We start from the raw sequence: 19,905 nt of genomic DNA, 5'->3' as shown, positions 1-19,905 counted from the left end.
CACAAAAGTGTGCCGCCCCTTCTTTGCAAGTACTGCTAGCCGGCTGTGGGCCGGTCGAAGCGCTGGCCCGCCGGGTTGGACGGCAGGAGCGAGAGCACAAGTACTGCCAGTGCGCCGAGGAAAGGGACAAGCACCAGCAGCGCCAGCCAACCGCTGAAGTTACCGTCGTGCAGACGGCGGACCAGCAGCGCCAAGGACGGGATGATCGTCGCGAGGCCCCAGATGGCGAGAAGGATGTAGAACGGGATGGCCCCAGCACCCGGAACCGTAGCACCCGAATCGGAGACCGTTGCTCCGGCCGCACCGATAACCGACGCGAGGATGTTCAGGACCGTGCTGACGATGAACGAAACCAAAGTCCACCACCAGTATTCGCTGCGGCTCGCCCGTCCCGTGAAGGCCGTGTACTTCTTGAAGAAACGCTTCACTGCGGCACCGATGGGGGCGCCATAGTAGGGAGCCCAAAGCGGCGGCTCGCCGGCTTGTGCTGAATAAGGTTGTGTCTGTTGCGGTTGCTGCGGGTAGCTCATTGGTATATCCCCCGGGGCTAGTGTTGATAAGTCATACTCAGGATGAGTCGTGCTTATCGTAGTGCCCGCAGCAGCGGTAAAGGCATATTGAAAGAAACATTTAACGTCGAATTACCTTAATAGGACGTTATTCGGTCCGGCCCACGCGAAATTTAACCTTAAGTTGCGAACTGACGGCGCAGGTCCATTTTGCGGATTTTTCCACTGGCCGTCCGGGGCATCTCCTCGACAAACACCACGGATTTTGGAATCTTGTACCTTGCCAAGCGACCGTCCAAATGCGAGCGCAGCTGCTCTTCCGTGAGTGACTGGCCCTCGCGGAGGGTAATGATCGCCCGTGGAACTTCACCCCATTTGTCATCGGCTACGCCAATCACTGCAACACTCGCAACGGCGGACAGCTCCGCGATAGCTGCCTCCACCTCGGCCGGGTAGACGTTTTCACCTCCGGAAATGATCATGTCCTTGATCCGATCGGACACGAACAGGAATCCCTCATCATCCTGGCGGCCCATGTCACCCGAACGGAACCAGGACGAATCCGCGTAGCTTTCCGCCGTGGCTTGCGGCCTGTTCCAATACTGTTTGATGACGTTTGGCCCGGAAATCTGAATCTCGCCTACTGCGCCCGCGGGAGCCGGTCCACCCAGGGGATCGGCTATCCGGACGTCGGTAAAAAAGTGCGGCAACCCGGCCGAGCCTGCTTTGTCCTTGGAGCGTGAAACGGGCAACATGGTGGCTCCAGGCGCTGTTTCCGTCATTCCGTAGCAGTTCGTGAAGCCAATCCCCCGCTGTTCATAGGCATCGAGCACGCGGGCCGGAACCGCGGATCCTCCGCAGGTGAGCTTATCCAAGGAGCTGAGGTCCGCCGTCGACCAGTCCGGATGGTCGCACAGCATCTGGAACGTGGTGGGAACACCGTTGAGGGTGGTGACCTTGTGGCGGCCCACCAGCTCCAGTACCCTTCCGGCGTCGAATTTGGACTCCAGCACCACCGTTGCTCCCTTGAGCAGCATCGGCAGCAAACCCATGTCCAAGGAGGCCACATGGAACAGCGGCGAAATCATGAGGGCAACATCGTTCCGGTTCAGGTCCATATCCACCACCGTGTTGATGCAATTCCACGTGATGTTGCCGTGGGTCAGAAGCGCACCCTTTGGCTTGCCTGTGGTGCCCGAGGTGTACAGGATCATGGCGCCGTCGTCGAGGGTCACGGCCTCATCCCGAGGCGCGCCTGCGGCGGCGCTGATCGCTTCATCGTAATGCTCGACGCCGTCGACGTCGGACGCCACCACCAGGCGGTGGGTCACCGCAGTGTCCACCAAGGACGCGGCCGCCACGTTGTCCAGGGCTGCCGCGTTGACCATGAGCCGCGCCCCCGAGTCCTGCAACTGGAACTGGAGTTCATGCGCAGTCAACCGGGTATTCAACGGGACGAAGATGGCGCCGAGCAGCCCACAAGCGAAGAACGTTTCCACGAATGAAGGGTGGTTCTCGCCAAGGTAGGCTACCCGGTCTCCTTTCCTCAGTCCCCTGTTGTGGAGTGCATCGGCCAGCCGGTCTGCCCGATCCGCGAGTTCTGCGTAGCTCAGGGTTCGCTCCCCTGAGATGAGCGCCACCTTTGCCGCGGATTTGATGCGTCGGCGGTGCAGCCACGAGCCAACTCCGTTGTTGTCCATGGTGGGTCCTCCTAACTGACCGTGGTGAGGTCGTTGTTCTTAGATTCCCGTGTCAGCAGGATGAAGACAATGGAGACCACTGACATGACCGCCAGGAACACCACCACGGGGACGATGCTCTGGCCACCGTCCTTGTACAAGCCGGCCACGATGCCCGGCGTGAAGCCGGCACCAATCAGGGTGGCCAGTTGGTACCCCACAGCAGCACCTGTGTACCGGTTGGTGGTCCCGAATTGTTCGGAGACGAAGGCGGCGAGCGGCCCATACAGGGATGAATGCAGGATCAAGGCCACCGTGAATGCCAGGAAGATCAAGCCGATGTTGCCCGAACCGAGCATGCCGAACATTGGGAAGAGGTAGAGCACGAACAGTGTCAGTCCTGTCACCATGACCGGCCTGCGTCCGAAGCGATCCGACATCCTGCCGCCGAGTAGGACGAAGAGGATGGAAATGGCGGAGGCTCCCGCGAATGCATAGAGCACACCCTGCTGTGGTGCCCCCTTGGATACTGCATACGTGACAGAGAACGTGGGCAGGACAACCTGGAGGCCGAAGCCGGCCGCTCCAGCAAACATGATCATGAGCAATGCCTTGGGCCTGCGGAGGACTTCCAGCAGCGGGATCTTGCGCTTGGTGCCTTGGGAGTTTTCCTTTGCCACGGCTTCGGCGAAGATCGGGCTTTCAGAAACCCGAAGCCGGACAAACATGCCAACTACCAGGAGCACAAAGGACAGGAGGAACGGCACGCGCCATCCCCAAGCGAGGAAAGCGCCCTGCGGGAGGGCCGAGAAGATTCCCATCACCACAGTGCCCAGGACCGCACCTGTCGGCGCGCCGGCGTTCACGAACGATGCCGCGAAGCCACGGCGCTTCGGGTCAGCATGCTCCAGGGCCATGAGTGCTGCCCCACCCCATTCACCGCCGACGGCGATGCCCTGGCAGACGCGTAAGAACACCAGTATCACTGCGCCCCACGGCCCAATGACACTGGTTCCGGGCACTACGCCGATCAAGGTCGAGGCGATACCCATCATCGCCATGGAGATAATCAACATCCCCTTACGGCCAATCCGGTCACCGAAATGCCCGAAGATAATTCCTCCGAGCGGACGCGCCACGTACCCGGCGGCAAATGTGGCGTAGGCGGCTACGACGCCCACCCACTCGTCGGTTCCCGCAAAGAAGACTTTCGGAAAGGCAACTGCCGCGGCGGTTGCGTACAGCAGGAAGTCGTAGAACTCGATGGTGCTGCCCAGATAGCTGGACAAGATGACCGTACGCGCCTCTTTGCGCTTGGTGGCCGTGCTCGACTGAGCGAGAGCAGTGCGTCCTGACATGGCTGTTCCTTGGGAGAGGAGGGAGGGTTGGGTTTGTTTACTTGTAGAAGCGGGCTAGGAATTCGGCCACGACGGCCGGGCGTTCCTGCCCTTCGATTTCGATGGTGGCGTGCACCTTGATTTGGGCGCCGCCCTTGACCTCGGTGACTTCGGCGATGGAGCCGTTCATACGGACTTTGGAGCCCACTTTGACGGGGGAGGTGAAGCGGACTTTGTCCAGTCCGTAGTTGACTTTGGTGGTGACGCCGTCGACGTCGAACAGCTCACCCCAGAACGGGATGATCAGGGACAGTGTCAGGAACCCGTGCGCGATCGGGGCGCCGAAAGGGCCGTCCTTGGCGCGTTCGGGGTCAACGTGGATCCATTGCTGATCATCGGTGGCGTCGGCGAACAGGTTGATCTGTTGCTGGGTGATTTCGCGGTAGTCAGTGGTGCCGAGGTCCTTGCCGGACATGGTGAGCAGCGTGTCGAAATCGACGACGAGATTAGGCATCATTGCCTCCTGGTAGTGGTTGTTTGTGGAAGGTTGTCCGTAAAAGCGACGTGGTTTAGCGGGTGAAGGCACTCTCGCCCGTAAGTGCACGGCCGATGATGAGGGCGTTGATCTCGTGCGTCCCCTCGTACGAATAGACGGCTTCGGCGTCGGCGTGGAAACGCCCGACGTCGGCGGCGAGCGTGATGCCGTTGCCGCCCACCACTTCGCGGGCCAGGGCGACGGTCTCCCGCATCAGAAGGCTCGTCTGCATCTTTGCCAAGGCGGAGTCTTGGTCCCGGAAGATCCCCCGGCCTTGTTGTTCGGTCAGGCGCACCACCAGTGAGAGGGAAGCGGTGATGTTTCCGAGCATGCGGGCCAGTTTTTCCTGAACCAGTTGGAAGGACCCGACCGGGCGGCCGAACTGTTGGCGCTCTTTGACGTAGGACAATGCGGCCTCGAAAGCCCCGGCTTGGATGCCGGTGGCGATCCAGGCTACGTCCGAGCGCATGGCCCGAAGCATCGCCGCGACGTCCTTGAACGAATTCACGTTGTGCAGGCGCATGGCCTCGGGAACGCGCACGCCGTCGAGGGTGATATGGGCGTTCTGCATCATCCGCAAGGAGGTTTTGCCCTGGATCTTTTCCAAGCCCAACCCGGGTGCCCGCCGGTCCACGAGGAACGCTTTGACCTGACCGTCGGCGACGTCCCGGGCGAATACACACAGCACATCCGCCGTGGCAGCGCCCCCGATCCACCGCTTGGCGCCGTCCAAAACCCAGGTACCTCCGCCGGTCCCGCCGTCGACTCCCGGTTCTAAGCGAGCCGTGGTGGCGAGCCCGCCGGCGATGTCCGAGCCGTGCTCCGGTTCGGTCAGCGAGAACACGCCCCTGAGCGAAAAGTCCACCACGCGGGGCATCCACTCTTTTTGCTGCTCCTCGGAGGCACCAACCCGGATGGCCGTCCGGAACAGCCCGGCTTGGGCTGTGTACCAGGTGGCCAGTGAGGCATCCGTTCGGGCCAGCTCGAAGATCCGGAAGCCATGGTAAATACCGCGGGCCGGGCCGTTGGTGGTAAGCGCGGCAGGTTCCATCAGGTCCAGATCGATAAGCGGCTGCGCCAGCTGATCCGGAAATTCGCCCCGTTCCCAGTACTCGGCCAGCAGCGGTTTCGCCTCCGTGTCAAGGAAATTCCGTAACCGCGCCAGCACAGCACGTTCCTCGGTGGTGAGGAGTGCTTCCGCGTCGTACCAGTCCGCCGTCGGGTAGAGCCGCTCATCGGCAAGTGTCGTGCTCATCTCAACCGCCCAGCCCGAGCAGCCGGACAGCGTTGTCCTTGAGGATCTTCGGCCTGACCTCGTCTTTCAGGGGCAAGTCCGCGAACGCGCCCAGCCATTTCTGCGGCGTGATCAACGGGAAGTCCGTGCCGAACAACACCTTGTCCTGCAACACGGAGTTTGACAGGCGGACGAGAGATTCCGGGAAGTACTTGGGCGACCAGCCCGAGAGGTCAATGAACACGTTGGACTTGTGCGTCGCGATCGAGTTTGCTTCATCCTGCCAGGGCACGGAGGGGTGGGCCATGATGATCTGCAATCCCGGGAAGTCCGCGGCCACCGCATCCAGCAGCAACGGATTCGAGTACGCCAGTTTGATTCCAAACCCGCCGGGAAGCCCTGCGCCCATGCCGTTCTGGCCAGTGTGGAAGATACACGGCAGGCCCAGTTCCTGAAGGGTTTCCCACAACGGATAGAACTGTTCACTGGACGGGTCAAAGCCTTGGAGGGACGGATGGAACTTGAAACCCCGGGCACCCAGCTCAACGGCCTGGTACTTCGCGCCCGCGATCGCGTCCTCCCCCGTGCGCGGGTCCACGCTGCCGAACGGAATCAACACATCGTTGTGCTTCGCGGCCCCGGCGATCAGCTCCGGGATGCTGTTGGGCTCATGCTTGAGCTGCGTCCGGGCGTCGACGGTAAAAACGACGGCGGCCATCTTCAGTTCGCGGTACACCTCCGCGATCCGATCCAGCGACGGAGTACGGTCTTCCGACTTGAAATACTTCGCAGAAGCCTCCGTCAGGGCTTCGGGAAGCGAGCCATGCCCGCAACTGTCCACCTCGAGATGCACGTGCATGTCGATCGCGTCGAGTTTCGCGGCGTCGATGCCGAGTTCGTAACGGTCGGACATGGTCAGCGGGCCTGTGCGGGTTCGGGCTTGGCGGGTTCGGACTGCAGATCCTCAGGCAACGGCAGGAATTCCTCACCGTAGCCCTGCAGGTTTGCCGCGTTGAACAGGGTGTCCGCGTTCTCGGCCAGTGCCTCGTAGCTCCAGCCGCCCTCCCGGTATTCGGTGGTGGCCGCCGTCGGATGCGTCCAAACCTGCAGACGGTCCCCACCGGCACCGATCGCCTGGCCGGTGATCCCGGCAGCGGAGTCGGAGGCGAGGAACGCGATCAGCCCGGCGACGTCGTCGGCCGTTCCAAAACCAAGGTCGTGCCGGAAGAAGGACGGCATCGGCTCACCGCGGTCATCAGCCTCTACGGCCTTCTGGAAGTACGGGACCGTCTTGGTCATGGCAGTCGCCGCCACGGGGATCACCGAGTTAGCCGTCACGCCGGCCTTCTTCATTTCCAGCGCCCACGTGCGGACCATGCCCACGATGCCCGCCTTGGCCGCGGCATAATTCGTCTGACCGAAGTTGCCGCGCTGACCGGTGGGCGAACCGATGGTGATGATGCGGCCCGGGATGTTGTTTTCCTTGAAGTACGCAAATGCCTCACGGACACAGGTGAACGTACCCTTCAGGTGAACGTTGATGACCAGGTCGAAATCTTCGTCCGTCATCTTCAACAGGCTCTTGTCCCTCAGGATCCCGGCGTTCGTCACCAGGATGTCCAGCCGGCCAAATGCCTCCACTGCACCGGCCACAAGGGCCTTGGCAGCCTCGGTGGTGCCCACCGGAACCACCACGGCGGTGGCCCGGCCGCCGTCGGCCTCAATCTGGGCCACTGCTTCCGCAGCTGTCTGGGCGTTCACGTCATTGATCACGACGGCGGCACCCTGGCGGGCGAGCTCCCTCGCGTAAGCGAGTCCAAGACCCTGCCCACTCCCGGTAACGATTGCAACCTTGCCGTTCAAACTCATGGCGCTCCTTCGCATGCAGTAACCTAACCGGTCGGGACCGGTGGGGACGATCCCACTGCATCGTGAGATCCTTGTCATGATCAATGAGAATACGGATCATTGAAAAAGTCAACGATTGTTTTTCATTACTATTGGAGTTGCCATGGGTCCGCAAAGCACTGACGTCGAAAAGCCGCGCCTGGCCGCGGCAAAAATCGGCAACGACGTGGGCCTGCTGCTCGCCAAGTTGCACGCCACAGGGTCGGTTCTCAACAACCGCGCCCTCAGCGATTACGGCCTCCGCGAGCGCTCGTTCTCGGTCCTTACTCTTGCCTGCAGCGGCCTGGAACCCACCCAACGCGAACTGGCCGATTTCCTCAGCCTTGACCCCAGCCAAGTGGTTAGCCTCGTGGACGATCTTGAACACCGGGGCCTGGTGGAACGCGCGCAAGGAAAGCAGGACAGGCGGGCGAAAATCATCGTGTCAACCGCCGAGGGGCGCCGAATTCACGCCAAAGCCCGCATCGCCCTGGATGCGTGCGAAGAAACCCAGCTGGCTCGCCTGACCGAGGGTGAAAACGCCGAACTCAGAGCGCTGCTGAAGAAAGCTTTGTGGGGGTAGCCGGGACCTTTGGTTGCTGGCCGGTGCGCGTCACGGCAAGGATCATGCCGATACCCGCCAGCGAGGACACCATGGCAGAACCGCCATAGGAGATGAACGGCAACGGGACGCCGATAACCGGCAGCAACCCGCTGACCATGGCGATATTGATCAGGGCCTGCCCCAACAGCCAGGTGATCACGCTGCAGGAGAGTACCCGGGCGAACGTATCCGTGGTCCGGGCAATCACGGTGAAGATCGCGATGGCCAGGACGGCGAAGAGGCCAAGGACCAGCAACGTCCCAGCCAACCCCAGCTCCTCGCCCAGGATGCTGAAGATGAAGTCGTTATGGGCTTCCGGGATCCAGTTCCATTTTTCCCGGCTCTGCCCCAAACCCACCCCAAACCAGCGCCCCGACGCGAGCGCATATTGGCCATTGAGGGCTTGGTAACCCACGCCTTGGGCGTCCTCCGCCGAGCCTGCTCCAAGCCAGGAAAAGATCCGGCCCATGCGGTTTCCGCTGCTGGCCGCAAGCACCAAGGCTGCCGCCGCGCATGCCGCCGCCGCGGCGCCGAAGACTTTCATGGGGACCCCGCCGTAGAACAGCGTGGCACCCAGGATCAGCATGACGATCATGGTGGTTCCCAAGTCATGGCCAAGGGCAACGAGCGCCATGATCATGCCTCCGGCAGGCAGCAAGGGGATCACTGCATGCTTCCAGTGGCCCAGCAGATGCTGCTTGCGGGACAGAACGGATGCGGCCCAGACGATCAGGGCCAGCTTGGCGAATTCCGAGGGCTGCGCGGTGAATCCGCCCACGTTGAGCCAGTTCCGGTTGCCGTTGACCGTCATTCCCAGGGGCGTGAACACCAAGCCCAAAGCAACCACGGAAACCATCAGCATTGGCCACGCCAGCTTGCGGATGATGCGGGCAGGCAATCCGGCCAGGACCAACATCAACGCGACGCCGGCGAGGGTCCACATGCCCTGCTTCAGAGGCAGATCGTAGGGGTTCACCCCGGACGCGACCGACTCCACGGACGACGCCGAGGCAACCTCCACGAGGCCGATCGCAGCCAGCGTCAGGACGACGGCGATAATGACGGGGCGTTGGCGGTCCACGCCTTCCTGCGTAAACCATCGACGCACTGCACCCAGCCGGCCGCGGGGTTGGTCCTGAGGAGGCATGGGTGTCTTGGTGGTAGCTGTCATCGTCATGCTTTCCTGGCTTTGGTCCGGCTAGTCCGGCTCTACTCCCGTTCGGCCATTCGTCTGGAGAACGGCAACACAAAGACGATATGCCCACCATGCCCCTTAACCCTTCATACGCACCCTTCGTGCGTGTCGGCAGGGCCTATGAAGGTGCAGATCCGCACTCGCGACGACTACCATCCCAAACATGGCCATCCACATCGGAACATCGGGCTGGAGCTACGATCACTGGGAGAACGTGCTCTATCCGCCAGGCTTGCCTTCGGCAAAGCGCCTGGCCCACTATGTGGCGCGGTTCAGTACCGTGGAACTCAATGCGAGTTTCTATCGCTGGCCGCGGGACACCACGTTCGCCGGCTGGCGAAGCCGGCTTCCCCAAGGTTTTGCCATGTCCGTGAAGGCACCGAGGGGACTGACCCACGGGAAAAAGTTGTACGGTCCCGAAGTTTGGATCGAAAGGATTGCGCGCTGCTGGCACGAATTGGGCGACAAGAGGGCCGTCCTGCTGGTCCAACTTCCGCCCGGTTTTGCCCGCGATGACGCCCGGCTTGGTTACTTCCTCGCCGCACTGCCGCAGTGGATCCGGGTCGCCGTCGAGTTTCGCCACGATAGCTGGGACCACCCCGAGGTCTATGCGCTATTGGAACGCCACAACGCCGCTTACTGCATCATGAGCGGAGCCAATCTGCCGTGCATACTCCGCGCGACAGCTTCGTTTGTCTACATTCGGCTTCATGGGCCCGATCATGAACACCTTTACGGGGGCTCGTACTCGGATGCGGACCTCGGCTGGTGGGCTGACCGGATCCGCGAGTGGAGCGACGGCGGACGGGACGTCTTCGCCTACTTCAACAACGACGGCGGAGGCCACGCGGTGCGCAATGCGGACACCCTGCGGGCTTTCCTGGGCACCGGCTAACCCCTGCCTGCGGACGGATTCGTCCGCTTCGCGAAAACCCCTTGCGGACTAAATAATCAGCATGCTTAGCTTATCCTACTGCTGGTATCCCGGTCGTAGGGGGAACCGCTGGACCGGCAATTCACATCAGGTTGCCATAGCGTTCAGGAGGGATCACCATGCCGCTATCCGAACGGGAGCAAAGGGTTCTGCACCAACTCGAACGGGAACTCTTTATCCAAGACCCCAGACTTGCCCGGCAGCTGGAATCGGGCATCCCCGTCCGTGGTCCTATCCAGCCCCGGCTCCGGGACGTGCTCGCGGCGGCTGGCGCTTTGGTACTGATCTTGCTGGCTATCCCCCTGCACGCATTTCTGCTGGCAGTAGCCGGGCTTCTGCTGTTGTTCTCTGCGGTGCGGGCGGACAGGGCTCACCGCGCGAGGGTTGCCCGGATATCAGTAGATCGTGGGCGCCCCAGCTGACCCCGACCGACACACTCCGCCTGGGTTGGCCTTCACACGCAAATGACTTCGCAGCCTTGGTCGCGAATCTGCTGCACCACCCCTTCGGGTGCCCTGGTGTCCGTGATGAGCACATCGACTTCGGCCATGGCGCAAACGGGTGCCAATGCGATTCTGGAAATTTTCGTTGCGTCGGCGAGGACTATTGTCGTGCGTGAGCGCTGCTGCAGGGCTCGGTTGACACGGGCACCCATCGGGTCATAGTTCGTGCAACCGGCGTCGGGGTCAACGCCGTCGACACCTAGAAACGCTACGTCGATGTTGTAGTCCGTCAGGAACTGCTCGGCTATCGGACCCACGGTCTCCTGGCTGCTGGCCCTGGCTTCGCCGCCGGCAATGAAGACCCTCAGTCCGGGGTTGGCCAGCAAGCTGGTTGCGATGTTGAGCGCGTTCGTGACGATGCTGAGATGCTCCCTACCCATGAGCATGCGGGCGAATTCGCTCACCGTCGTCCCGCCGGTCATCCCAACAACCCGTGAGCCGTTCAGATAGGTCAGGGCATGCTCTGCGATGCGACGCTTCTCGGGGAGGTCTTGGGCCGTCTTATAGTTCAAGGGCAGATCGTTGAAAGCGGCGTTAGTTGAGGCACCCCCTCGGGTGCGGGTCACGAGCCGCTGCTCTTCCAGTAACTCCAGATCGCGCCTAATGGTCGCCTCCGACACGGTGAAGAGTTCGGCAAGCGTCGGGACATCGATGTTGCCGGCTTCGAGCACGGCTCCCACGATCTGGTTCAGTCTCTGTTTTCTGGCCACCATCCAAGATTAACGCCTTTGCGCATTTATTTGCAAGAAACGCGCACTTTGCGCCTCAACTCTGCGCGTTCGAACGATTCGATCAATAATCGGTGCATATTTATTGCGCGTAATGCACATCACATGCAATACTTGCTCAGAGTTACGGAAATGAGCAGTTTTAGCATCGTTATGCACAGTTTGATGAAAGGTCGACCATGATTTCCAAGCGAAACCGCCTGCGAGGCACCGCTCTGGTCGCGGGAGCAGCGGCGCTCAGCGTCCTTGCGACAGCTTGTACAGGAGGCGCAGGAGCCTCCTCCTCACAGACGAAGGATGTCACGATCACCGTGGCGTTGTTCGGCGCCCCACCTCCCCAGAAGTCACTGGACGCGTTCACAAAGAGCACCGGCATCACGGTCAAGTGGTCGACGATCGACTGGGACAGCCTGCAGACAAAGATCGCCGCCGCGTCGACCTCCAACACCTACTTCGCTGACGCGACCGACGTCGACTGGTCGCGGGTCGGTCAGGAAAGTAAGCTCGGCTGGTTCTTGCCGATGGAGAAGTACATCGACCAAAAGGCCTACGCAGCAGACATGCCGCAGCTGAGTTCCTTCACGTCCAACGGCCACATTGTGGGGGTCCCTTTCGATGCCTCCTATCTGGTGACCACGGTCAACAAAGCGATGTTCGCCAAGGCCGGAATTTCCGCCATGCCCACCACCATTGATGAGTACACCCAGGACCTCCAGAAGGTAAAAGCTGCGGGCGTCGCTCAAAACCCACTCAACATCCCGTTTGCCGCTGCCGAAGGCTTGTCTACCTACTGGTATGAGACAACCCAGGCATTCGGCGGCAAGATTCTGGACGAAAGCGGAAAGCCGCAGTTCAGCTCTCCGGACTCAGCCGGGTACAAGGCGGCTCAGTGGATGGTTGACGCGATCAAGAATGGCCTCGTTCCTGCCGGCAATATCAACGTCAGCGACAGCGAGAGCCAGCAGACGCTGATGGCCAAGGGCGTCACCGCCAGCACATTCGCGGACTACTCAGGCAACGTCGGCAGCTTGTACGACGTCCCCGCTTCATCCTCTGTCAACGGTGCAGTGCAGTACATCCCGACGCCGGGCATGACCGGCGCAACCGCGAACGTCAGCAACCCGGATGGCATCGGCATCCTGAAGACGGCTAAATACCCCGAAGCAGCGGCGAAATTTATCGAATGGTTCACCTCCGCGGAGAACCAAGCGGACTTCGCCGGCGCCAACGGGCCGGACAAAGTGATGCCCGGATACTTCCTTCCCTCCAGGCTGACAGGACTCGAAAAGCTCACGGCGGCCAAGGGGCTCGCTGGAGGGCAGGAACTGACCACAATGCTCAAGAGCAGCAAGCCCGTCTTTCCCGCGGGAGCACCGGTCTGGTACCCCCAGTTCTCCAATTCCGTCTACACCAACCTGCACGCAGCAGCGGCCGGCAGCATGACCGTCGACGCCGCGATCAAAGCCATCTCGGATTCGGCAACCAAATTGGCCGGGCAGTAGGAAACCGATGAGCACGAGCCTGCGCCTCAAGCAAAAGCCGCCAGCTCGGGGTGGACAAGTTCCGGACGCCGCACGCCGTGGGCGGCGCCTGGACTTGCTCCCCTACGCGTTGGTGACACCGCTGACACTCTTCATCGTCGGCCTGGCCCTGATACCGGCCGGGTTCACCCTCGTCGAAGCGTTCTTCCGCGTTCAGCCGTTGAACCCACCGGATGAGTTCAACGGATTGGACAATTTCCGGCAGCTCTTCGCTGACCCGGCCATCACTGCGAGCATGGGCAACACTGCCCTGTACGTCATCATCGGCGTGCTTCTCTCCACTGTGCTCGCCATTGCCATGGCCATAACGCTGCAGAAACAATTCAGAGGACGCTCGGTCCTGATCGCAGTGCTCATTCTGCCCTGGGCGCTCCCTGGAGTCGTGGAGGGAATTGTTTGGGGAAGCATCTGGGATAGCAACACCGGACTGTTGAACAGCATTTTGAGCTCATTCCACCTCATCGACCACTATTTGGTGTTCCTGGGCCAGAACCATTTCCTCACCATCCTTGGAATAGAACTGGTGCAGGTGTGGCAGATTACCCCACTGTCGACGTTGCTGGTCTTGGCCGCGCTTCAGAACATCCCGGCCGACCTTTATGAGGCATCCACACTCGACGGATGCTCGGCATGGACCACGTTCAGCAGGATCACCCTCCCGCTCGCGCGGCCAGGGATCACCATCGCCATGGTTCAGGGCATCATTGCAACCCTGAACGTCTTCGACCAGCCCTACATCCTCAACGGATCAGCCGCGACGGGCGCCTCGGTGACCATGCAGACCTACTTCATCAGTTTCCAAAACCTGAACTTCGGTGAGGGCTATGCCCTCTCCCTGCTTATCACTCTGGCAACCCTTGCGTCCTCGCTCCTCGTTTTGAAATTTGTCTATCGACCGGTGGAATTCTGATGAAACAACGCACACCCCTCATGCGCCGACTTGGCATTGCGTTCATCCTGCTCTGGTCATTGGTCCCCCTTTACTGGGCCCTGAACATCAGTCTCCAGACCGATGCCCAAGCCGGATCGAAGCCATCCAACTACCTGCCGCCTACCCCCTCCCTGGACAACTACAGCTCCTTGCTGTCCGGCGGAAGCGACCTGGCGCAGTCGGTACAGCAATCGTCGGTCAACATCTTTATTGAATGTGCGGCAGCCACGGTGATCACACTCATTCTGGCTACGTTGGCTGCCTACGCATTTGCCCGCATGCAGTTCAGGGGCCGGCGCGTGCTCTTCTACGCCGTGCTGGCCACCATGGCCTTCCCCGCCTACACCACGCTCATTCCGCTGTACCAGATCCTAACGGCGTTCGGCCTGGTGAACACCTATACGGGAATCGTGCTTGTCTACGTTTCCGGTTTCCTCCCCCTCGCAACGTGGATCCTTCACAACTACATGGCTAGCCTGCCGATCGCCCTCGAAGAAGCCGGAAATATCGATGGCGCCAGCCGGATGCAGGTCCTTTGGCACATAGTCCTCCCGCTCGCACGGCCCGGACTCATCTCGACGGCGATCATCACTTTCCTCTTCGCTTGGGGTCAGTTCCTCTTCCCGCTCGTCCTCTCCAGCGACCTGTCCACGCAGCCGCTCACAGTGGTCATCGCGTCCTTGCAGGGCCGGCACCTTGTGCCGTACACGCTCCTGAACGCCGCCGGCGTCGTTGCCCTCGCCGTCCCTGCCGGCATCGCCCTTGTCCTCAACCGCTACATCGTCAGCGGCATGCTCGCGGGAAGCGTCAAATGACCGGAGAGCACCCTCACCGCTTCCCGGCTGAGCGGCCCACAGGACCCGGGATGGCGCTGCCAGGCGTCACTACCGAGGAGTTGACGGTCGCCCTCGACGTCGGGGGCACGGCAATGAAAGGCGCTGTCCTCTCCGGGTCAGAAGCCATCTCCTATCACCGGTGGCCCACACCCAGGGAAGAGGGCCCGGATGCGGTGGTCAAAGCCGTCATCAGCGCCGTTGACGAACTTCTGGGACACGCGCCCGGCGCCCGCGCCATCGGACTGGTTGTCCCAGGCTTGGTGGATGACCGGACCGGCACGGCACTGTTCTCCGAAAATATTGGTTGGCGGGATGTTCCTTTCGTCAAGATCGTCAGTGAGCATACCGGGCTGCCTGTTGGATTCGGCCACGACGTAAGAGCGGGCGGACTGGCAGAGCGGGAACTCGGTGCGGCCCGAGGACATGACGACGTGCTTTTTATGCCAATCGGAACCGGGATCTCCGGGGCCATGTTCGTCGAAGGGCACGCAATCGCCAACAAGTACGCCGGCGAAATCGGCCACCTGGACGTCGGTTCCGGTGAACTCTGCGCCTGCGGCGCCATCGGTTGCCTGGAAACAGTCTCGACCGGCCCCTCCATCGCGCGGCGCTACAACCGGCTGACCGGGGCGAACGTTCAGGGCGCGAAGCCGGTGGTAGAACGGATGCATGCCGGGGACCCCGTGGGGCTGAGCGTCTGGGCGGAAGCAACCGAGAGCATCGCACGCGCACTCGCAGCTTACGTGAGCCTGCTCGCCCCTGGCCTGATCGTCATCGGCGGGGGCCTCAGCTCAGCCGGGGACACCCTCCTCGAACCCGTTGCAACCGAACTTCGCCGCATCCTCGTATGGCAACAGCAACCGCAGCTGGTCACCGCCTCCCTCGGCGACAACGCCGCCTGCCTCGGGGCCGGCATCCTGGCACGGCAGGCCCTCTCATGAGGTCCCCTGGCGCCCACGCCCCAACCTGCCGGACGGCGTGGCTCGCCGGCCCATGACCCCCGCGGCACCCCTACACGGGCCGCGCACCCACACTTCGTCCCAACTCAAGGAGACACGACTTGTCCAGCACGACCAACACCCACATGAATCACACGGCAGGATCAGAGGCAACGGCACGCGAAATCGCCCAGCAGCCAGAAGTCTGGCGTGCTGTCGCCAAGCTCATCGAAGACCAACGCGAGGACCTCGATTCGTTCCTTTCGCCGCTGCTTGAAAGGCCAAACCTGCGCATCATCCTCGCAGGCGCGGGTACGTCGGCCTTCGCGGGAAGGATCGCAGCCCCTTCACTCGCACGGCAACTCCAGCGGCGCGTGGATGCCGTCGCCACAACAGACATTGTCTCCAACCCACACGAGTGCTTCGCTGAGGACGTCCCGACGCTCCTTGTCTCCTTCGCCCGGTCCGGCAACAGCCCTGAGAGCAGCGCTGCAACCATCCTCGCGGATGAAATTCTCACCGACGTAAGCCACCTGGTCATCACCTGCGACAAGCAAGGAAACCTCTTCAAGATCCACCAGGGCCGTGACAAATCATTCGCAATTCTGATGCCCGAAAGTGCGAACGACCAAGGGTTCGCAATGACTTCGAGCTTCACCTCCATGCTGCTCGCCTGCCTCCTCATCCTTCGCGGTGCGGATAACACCGCCGTGAACGCACTCGCCGGAGCCGCCGAACGCATCCTAGGTCCGCAGGAGATGCTGGAGAAGCTGGCCCTCAAGGGTTACGACAGGGTCGTCTACCTCGGCAGCGGCCCCCTTGCGGGCCTCGCGCAGGAATGCGCGCTCAAGCTCCTCGAACTGACAGCCGGCAAAGTCATCGCGTACCACGACTCATCGCTCGGCTTCCGTCATGGACCCAAATCCGTCCTGACCGACAAGACACTGGTGATCGTTTTCGTATCATCGGACGCCTACACCCGCAATTACGACCTGGACATCCTTGCTGAGCTGCGGTCAGGTATCGCCGCGGAAAACACCGTCGCAGTCTCGGTCCACCCCGAAGCTGACACTTCCGGCCAGTCATGGGTTTTCCCGGAACTTTCCACTCTGGATGACGCCCTTTTGGCCCCGGCATATGTGCTTTTCGCTCAACTCTTAGCACTGCTCGCTTCCCTTCAGCTTGGCCTGACCCCCGACAACCCCTTCCCGTCCGGAGACGTCAACCGCGTGGTGCAAGGCGTCCGAATTCACCCGCTCGAGCGGACCGGAACCTACTAGTCGGTTAGGGTCCTCGGCCTTCCCCACGCACGCAACCCTGCCGAAGGCCGCCCCGTTCTCCCTGACCGAAAGGAATACTTTGTGATCTCCTCGACCGCCCGCGACGGCCGAAAAATCGTGACCGTGACCCCCAACCCCGCTCTCGACATCACGTACGGGCTTCCCGCGATCCACCTGGGACAAACGCACCGGGTCGACGCACCTCTCCAACGGGCAGGCGGCAAGGGTCTGAACGTCGCGCGTGTGGCTCACCAGACGGGTTCAGCTGTCCTGGCCATTGCTCCCGTGGGCGGTGCCACCGGTGCCCTGTTTCGCGCCGAACTTGAACAGTCCGGGCTTCCGCACCTCCTCATACCGGCGAGCAGAGAGACCCGCAGGAGTATCGCTTTCGTCGATGAAGAACACCACCAGACCAGCATCTTCAACGAACGTGGTGAAGAGCTGCCCTCAGCAATCTGGGATGAAATCCTGGCGGCTGTGGAGGCTGTGCTCGAAAGGAAGGAAGCTTCCGTCCTAGCCGCTTCGGGCAGCCTGCCGCCCAACGCACCCGGTAGCTTCTACCAGGACATGATCGCCCTCGCGCATCACCACAAAGTCCCGGTCATTGTCGACACCTCAGGGCCGCCGCTGCTCGACGCCGCCAAGGCCGGCGCGGACCTGCTCAAGCCCAACCAGCAGGAGCTGATCGAAGCCACGGGAGAGCCGCATCTGCCAACGGCGGCCCGGCGACTTCTTCAACTCGGGGCCCGCACGATAATCGTCAGTACCGGAGAGAAAGGCATGCTCGCGTTCACCCGCGATCAGCCCGAGGCGCACTGGGCAGCCTCGCCCAACCGCACCCTTACCGGCAACCCCACTGGAGCAGGCGATGCAGCAGTGGCTGCTGCCGCGGTGTGCCTGAGCGACGGCGCTGACCTCCCGACACTCCTGCGCGCTGCCTCTGCCTGGGGCTCGGCCGCGGTTCTCACCACCGGTGCAGGCGAAATCGCAGCGAACTATTCAGATCTCCAAAAAGAAGTACTCGTCACCCTGCAAAAGGACATCCCATGCCACTGACTCCCACGGCAGACATCATGGCCGACGCCGTTGCCTCCCGGACCGGACAAGGTGCCTTCAACGTTATTCACCTCGAAACCGTCGAAGGACTCATCACTGGAGCCGAGCTCGCGGGGTTGCCGCTCATTCTGCAAATCTCACAGAACTGCGCGAACTACCACGGAGGACTGGAGCCGCTTGCACTGGCCTGCATGTCACTCGCACGACAATCCAAAGTCCCCATCGCCCTGCACCTCGATCACGCCGAAGACACGGGCCTCGCCATCCAGGCCGTGGATCTGGGCTTCGGTTCTGTCATGTACGACGGCGCCCACCTTCCCTACGAAGAAAACCTCGAAACGACGGCAAAAGTCACCGAATACGCCCACTCGATGGGCGTCTATGTCGAAGCGGAACTCGGGAAAGTCGGCGGCAAAGGAGGTGCCCACGCCCCCGGCGTGCGAACCGATCCGGAGGAAGCTGCCGACTTCGTCCGGAGAACCGGAGTCGATGCCTTGGCCGTCGCAGTCGGGTCCTCGCACGCGATGACAGAACGAAACGCGGCCCTTGACCTGAGCCTGATCCGCCGCTTGAGGGACAGTCTCAACGTTCCCCTCGTCCTGCATGGATCATCGGGGGTGCCGGACGAAACAATCTCGGAGGCGATCACCGCGGGCATGAGCAAGATTAACGTCTCCACACACCTGAACGGATTCTTCACCCGTGCAGTCCGCGACTATCTGGAATCGCATCCAACCGTTGTTGACTCCCGTAAGTATCTGGGCGCCGGCCGTGACGCCCTGGTGCCCGAAGTATCGCGGCTCCTGAGGTTATTCGCAGGCACCGCCCGTTCGAATGAGACGTAGCCCCCGCGTGTAACTCCGGGCTGCAAGTCATCGCCGTGACGGGCCGCCGACTACGGGTTGCCCGCGGCGGGAGGGTCGGATTCCTTCTCGAACGGGCCGCTGACAACCACCTGCGCGGGGCTGTGGAGAAGGTACCCGTTGAGCCAGGAAAACAAGGCTCGGACTTTTTGCTGGGTCCCGGACAACAAGGCAAGGTGCACCAAGAGCCACGACAAAAACGCAAAGGGGCCCTGCAACTGGAGTCGTTTGCGTCCGAGCTCCGCTACGGCTGCACCGCGCCCGACCATCGCCATGTACCCCTTGTCAACATAGTGGAATGGTTTCCGTGCGTCCCCGTTCAGGTCAGCGATGATGTTGGAAGCGGCCCACTTGCCGGCCTGCTGCGCCACCGACCCCAGCTGGGGTAGCTTTGCGCCGGTCGAGTCGGTGATGTTCGCGGCGTCGCCAATTACGTAAACGCCTTCGACGTCGGGAGCTGTCAGGTCCGGTTGAACGTCGATCCGGCCGCCCCGGCCCTGCGTCAGGCCCGATCCGGCGATCAGGTCCCCCGCCTTCAAACCGCCGGCCCACACCACGATCCGTGCAGGCACAAAGCTTTCATCGGCAAGCTTTACCCCGTCTGCCCGCACTTCGGTGACACCCAGGCCCATATGCAACTGGACCCCGACTTTTTGCAGGTGCTCAGCGGCATACTTTTGGGATTTCGGGGAGAACACGTTCAGGACGCTGGGAACCATATCCACCAGGTGAACCCGGCAGCGGGCTGCGAGTTCGGGCGAGAAATACTTTCCCACCACATACTTGACGTTCTCGGCCATGGCACCAGCGGTCTCGACGCCGGTGGGACCGCCTCCCACCACCACCACGTCCACCGCTGCATCGGGACTTCTGTCCGCCTGATCAAGAAGCCGGGTGAGACCGGAGCCCAGGCGGGTGGCATCAGTGACCGAGTACAGCGGGTATGCGAACTCTTCAGCCCCGGGAGTGTTGAAGAAGTTGGGCACGGCGCCCACGGCGATAACCAGGATCTCTGCCCGCCATACCCTGCCGTCCGCGGTGGTGACGGACTTTTGGTGCACATCGACCGATGACACCTTCGCCGTCAACACCCTGACACTGCTCAACCTGCGGAAAACGGACCGCAATGGACGGGCGATGGCCGAAACGCCGATCTGGGACGTGGCAACCTGATACAGGAGCGGTTGGAATTGGTGGTAACTGTTTGAGTCGATCAGCAGGACGCGTATACCTTTGCGGCCCAGCTCCTTGGCTGCTGCGACCCCTGCAAATCCGGCTCCGACCACAATGACTTGGTATGTGTCCTCCATCTCAG

20 protein-coding genes are annotated in these 19,905 nt (G+C 61.8%); 10 read left to right on the top strand and 10 right to left on the bottom strand.

The window, feature by feature from the left end:
• Positions 1–35: 35 nt before the first annotated feature.
• From QRN04_RS00245 to QRN04_RS00215, 7 genes are all read right to left on the bottom strand, one after another.
• Positions 36–530, bottom strand: a complete 495-nt coding sequence (locus QRN04_RS00245) for a DUF805 domain-containing protein (protein ID WP_284974135.1) — start codon at positions 528–530, stop codon at positions 36–38.
• A 158-nt stretch (positions 531–688) separates the two neighbouring features.
• On the bottom strand, positions 689–2,209 hold the full coding sequence (gene menE / locus QRN04_RS00240) for an o-succinylbenzoate--CoA ligase (RefSeq protein WP_284974134.1): 1,521 nt from the start codon (positions 2,207–2,209) through the stop codon (positions 689–691).
• Between the two features lie 11 nt (positions 2,210–2,220).
• Positions 2,221–3,546, bottom strand: coding sequence for an MFS transporter (locus QRN04_RS00235; protein ID WP_284974133.1), 1,326 nt, complete (start codon positions 3,544–3,546; stop codon positions 2,221–2,223).
• Between the two features lie 37 nt (positions 3,547–3,583).
• Positions 3,584–4,039 carry a MaoC family dehydratase gene (locus QRN04_RS00230; protein ID WP_284974510.1) on the bottom strand — a complete coding sequence of 152 codons (456 nt, stop codon included), beginning with the start codon at positions 4,037–4,039 and terminating at the stop codon, positions 3,584–3,586.
• Positions 4,040–4,094: 55 nt separating this feature from the next.
• Positions 4,095–5,315 carry an acyl-CoA dehydrogenase family protein gene (locus tag QRN04_RS00225; RefSeq protein WP_284974132.1) on the bottom strand — a complete coding sequence of 407 codons (1,221 nt, stop codon included), beginning with the start codon at positions 5,313–5,315 and terminating at the stop codon, positions 4,095–4,097.
• A 1-nt stretch (position 5,316) separates the two neighbouring features.
• Positions 5,317–6,207: an amidohydrolase family protein gene (locus QRN04_RS00220; protein ID WP_284974131.1), complete on the bottom strand. Its 891-nt coding sequence runs from the start codon at positions 6,205–6,207 to the stop codon at positions 5,317–5,319.
• Positions 6,208–6,209: 2 nt separating this feature from the next.
• Positions 6,210–7,163, bottom strand: coding sequence for an SDR family NAD(P)-dependent oxidoreductase (locus QRN04_RS00215; protein ID WP_284974130.1), 954 nt, complete (start codon positions 7,161–7,163; stop codon positions 6,210–6,212).
• A gap of 142 nt (positions 7,164–7,305) precedes the next feature.
• Between QRN04_RS00215 and QRN04_RS00210 the strand changes: the two genes are divergently transcribed.
• Entirely contained in the window at positions 7,306–7,764 is a 459-nt protein-coding gene (locus tag QRN04_RS00210) for a MarR family winged helix-turn-helix transcriptional regulator (RefSeq protein WP_284974509.1), read from the top strand.
• Here the strand turns inward: QRN04_RS00210 and ftsW are convergent.
• Positions 7,730–8,962, bottom strand: a complete 1,233-nt coding sequence (ftsW, locus tag QRN04_RS00205) for a putative lipid II flippase FtsW (protein ID WP_284974129.1) — start codon at positions 8,960–8,962, stop codon at positions 7,730–7,732. The two genes, QRN04_RS00210 and ftsW, sit on opposite strands and share 35 nt — an antisense overlap.
• 181 nt (positions 8,963–9,143) lie before the next feature.
• On the opposite strand from ftsW, the gene QRN04_RS00200 reads away from it, so the two are divergent.
• Together QRN04_RS00200 and QRN04_RS00195 are read left to right on the top strand one after the other, a co-directional pair.
• Positions 9,144–9,875 carry a DUF72 domain-containing protein gene (locus tag QRN04_RS00200; RefSeq protein ID WP_284974128.1) on the top strand — a complete coding sequence of 244 codons (732 nt, stop codon included), beginning with the start codon at positions 9,144–9,146 and terminating at the stop codon, positions 9,873–9,875.
• A 158-nt stretch (positions 9,876–10,033) separates the two neighbouring features.
• Positions 10,034–10,336 (top strand): DUF3040 domain-containing protein, encoded by a 303-nt coding sequence (locus QRN04_RS00195; protein ID WP_284974127.1) that lies wholly within the window; start codon positions 10,034–10,036, stop codon positions 10,334–10,336.
• Positions 10,337–10,368: 32 nt separating this feature from the next.
• On the opposite strand, the gene QRN04_RS00190 is transcribed toward QRN04_RS00195, so the two are convergent.
• Positions 10,369–11,130 (bottom strand): DeoR/GlpR family DNA-binding transcription regulator, encoded by a 762-nt coding sequence (locus tag QRN04_RS00190; RefSeq protein WP_284974126.1) that lies wholly within the window; start codon positions 11,128–11,130, stop codon positions 10,369–10,371.
• Between the two features lie 194 nt (positions 11,131–11,324).
• On the opposite strand from QRN04_RS00190, the gene QRN04_RS00185 reads away from it, so the two are divergent.
• From QRN04_RS00185 to QRN04_RS00155, 7 genes are all read left to right on the top strand, one after another.
• Positions 11,325–12,647 carry an ABC transporter substrate-binding protein gene (locus tag QRN04_RS00185; RefSeq protein WP_284974125.1) on the top strand — a complete coding sequence of 441 codons (1,323 nt, stop codon included), beginning with the start codon at positions 11,325–11,327 and terminating at the stop codon, positions 12,645–12,647.
• A 7-nt stretch (positions 12,648–12,654) separates the two neighbouring features.
• Complete coding sequence (locus QRN04_RS00180; protein ID WP_284974124.1) at positions 12,655–13,596, top strand: carbohydrate ABC transporter permease; 942 nt, start codon at positions 12,655–12,657, stop codon at positions 13,594–13,596.
• On the top strand, positions 13,596–14,432 hold the full coding sequence (locus QRN04_RS00175) for a carbohydrate ABC transporter permease (protein WP_284974123.1): 837 nt from the start codon (positions 13,596–13,598) through the stop codon (positions 14,430–14,432). The genes QRN04_RS00180 and QRN04_RS00175 overlap by 1 nt, the downstream gene beginning before the upstream one ends.
• Positions 14,429–15,394, top strand: a complete 966-nt coding sequence (locus tag QRN04_RS00170) for an ROK family protein (RefSeq protein ID WP_284974122.1) — start codon at positions 14,429–14,431, stop codon at positions 15,392–15,394. Before QRN04_RS00175 ends, QRN04_RS00170 begins: the two co-directional genes overlap by 4 nt.
• Positions 15,395–15,513: 119 nt before the next feature.
• Entirely contained in the window at positions 15,514–16,671 is a 1,158-nt protein-coding gene (locus QRN04_RS00165; protein ID WP_284974121.1) for an SIS domain-containing protein, read from the top strand.
• A gap of 81 nt (positions 16,672–16,752) precedes the next feature.
• A complete protein-coding gene (locus QRN04_RS00160) occupies positions 16,753–17,727 on the top strand; it encodes a 1-phosphofructokinase family hexose kinase (RefSeq protein WP_284974120.1) in 975 nt (324 codons plus the stop codon).
• Entirely contained in the window at positions 17,718–18,572 is an 855-nt protein-coding gene (locus QRN04_RS00155) for a class II fructose-bisphosphate aldolase (protein WP_284974119.1), read from the top strand. The genes QRN04_RS00160 and QRN04_RS00155 overlap by 10 nt, the downstream gene beginning before the upstream one ends.
• Positions 18,573–18,622: 50 nt before the next feature.
• Here the strand turns inward: QRN04_RS00155 and QRN04_RS00150 are convergent, their stop codons facing one another.
• Positions 18,623–19,900 (bottom strand): NAD(P)/FAD-dependent oxidoreductase, encoded by a 1,278-nt coding sequence (locus tag QRN04_RS00150; RefSeq protein ID WP_284974118.1) that lies wholly within the window; start codon positions 19,898–19,900, stop codon positions 18,623–18,625.
• Positions 19,901–19,905: the final 5 nt, after the last annotated feature.

The organism is Arthrobacter sp. efr-133-TYG-104 (assembly GCF_030208915.1).
Classification (GTDB): domain Bacteria; phylum Actinomycetota; class Actinomycetes; order Actinomycetales; family Micrococcaceae; genus Arthrobacter.
This window is presented reverse-complemented; position numbering and strand designations above follow the sequence as displayed.

Coding starts and splice junctions, on each gene's coding strand:
- QRN04_RS00245 (WP_284974135.1), bottom strand. CDS start 530: ATGAGCTACCCGCAGCAACCGCAACAGACACAACCTTATTCAGCACAA.
- menE (WP_284974134.1), bottom strand. CDS start 2,209: ATGGACAACAACGGAGTTGGCTCGTGGCTGCACCGCCGACGCATCAAA.
- QRN04_RS00235 (WP_284974133.1), bottom strand. CDS start 3,546: ATGTCAGGACGCACTGCTCTCGCTCAGTCGAGCACGGCCACCAAGCGC.
- QRN04_RS00230 (WP_284974510.1), bottom strand. CDS start 4,039: ATGCCTAATCTCGTCGTCGATTTCGACACGCTGCTCACCATGTCCGGC.
- QRN04_RS00225 (WP_284974132.1), bottom strand. CDS start 5,315: ATGAGCACGACACTTGCCGATGAGCGGCTCTACCCGACGGCGGACTGG.
- QRN04_RS00220 (WP_284974131.1), bottom strand. CDS start 6,207: ATGTCCGACCGTTACGAACTCGGCATCGACGCCGCGAAACTCGACGCG.
- QRN04_RS00215 (WP_284974130.1), bottom strand. CDS start 7,163: ATGAGTTTGAACGGCAAGGTTGCAATCGTTACCGGGAGTGGGCAGGGT.
- QRN04_RS00210 (WP_284974509.1), top strand. CDS start 7,306: ATGGGTCCGCAAAGCACTGACGTCGAAAAGCCGCGCCTGGCCGCGGCA.
- ftsW (WP_284974129.1), bottom strand. CDS start 8,962: ATGACGATGACAGCTACCACCAAGACACCCATGCCTCCTCAGGACCAA.
- QRN04_RS00200 (WP_284974128.1), top strand. CDS start 9,144: ATGGCCATCCACATCGGAACATCGGGCTGGAGCTACGATCACTGGGAG.
- QRN04_RS00195 (WP_284974127.1), top strand. CDS start 10,034: ATGCCGCTATCCGAACGGGAGCAAAGGGTTCTGCACCAACTCGAACGG.
- QRN04_RS00190 (WP_284974126.1), bottom strand. CDS start 11,130: ATGGTGGCCAGAAAACAGAGACTGAACCAGATCGTGGGAGCCGTGCTC.
- QRN04_RS00185 (WP_284974125.1), top strand. CDS start 11,325: ATGATTTCCAAGCGAAACCGCCTGCGAGGCACCGCTCTGGTCGCGGGA.
- QRN04_RS00180 (WP_284974124.1), top strand. CDS start 12,655: ATGAGCACGAGCCTGCGCCTCAAGCAAAAGCCGCCAGCTCGGGGTGGA.
- QRN04_RS00175 (WP_284974123.1), top strand. CDS start 13,596: ATGAAACAACGCACACCCCTCATGCGCCGACTTGGCATTGCGTTCATC.
- QRN04_RS00170 (WP_284974122.1), top strand. CDS start 14,429: ATGACCGGAGAGCACCCTCACCGCTTCCCGGCTGAGCGGCCCACAGGA.
- QRN04_RS00155 (WP_284974119.1), top strand. CDS start 17,718: ATGCCACTGACTCCCACGGCAGACATCATGGCCGACGCCGTTGCCTCC.
- QRN04_RS00150 (WP_284974118.1), bottom strand. CDS start 19,900: ATGGAGGACACATACCAAGTCATTGTGGTCGGAGCCGGATTTGCAGGG.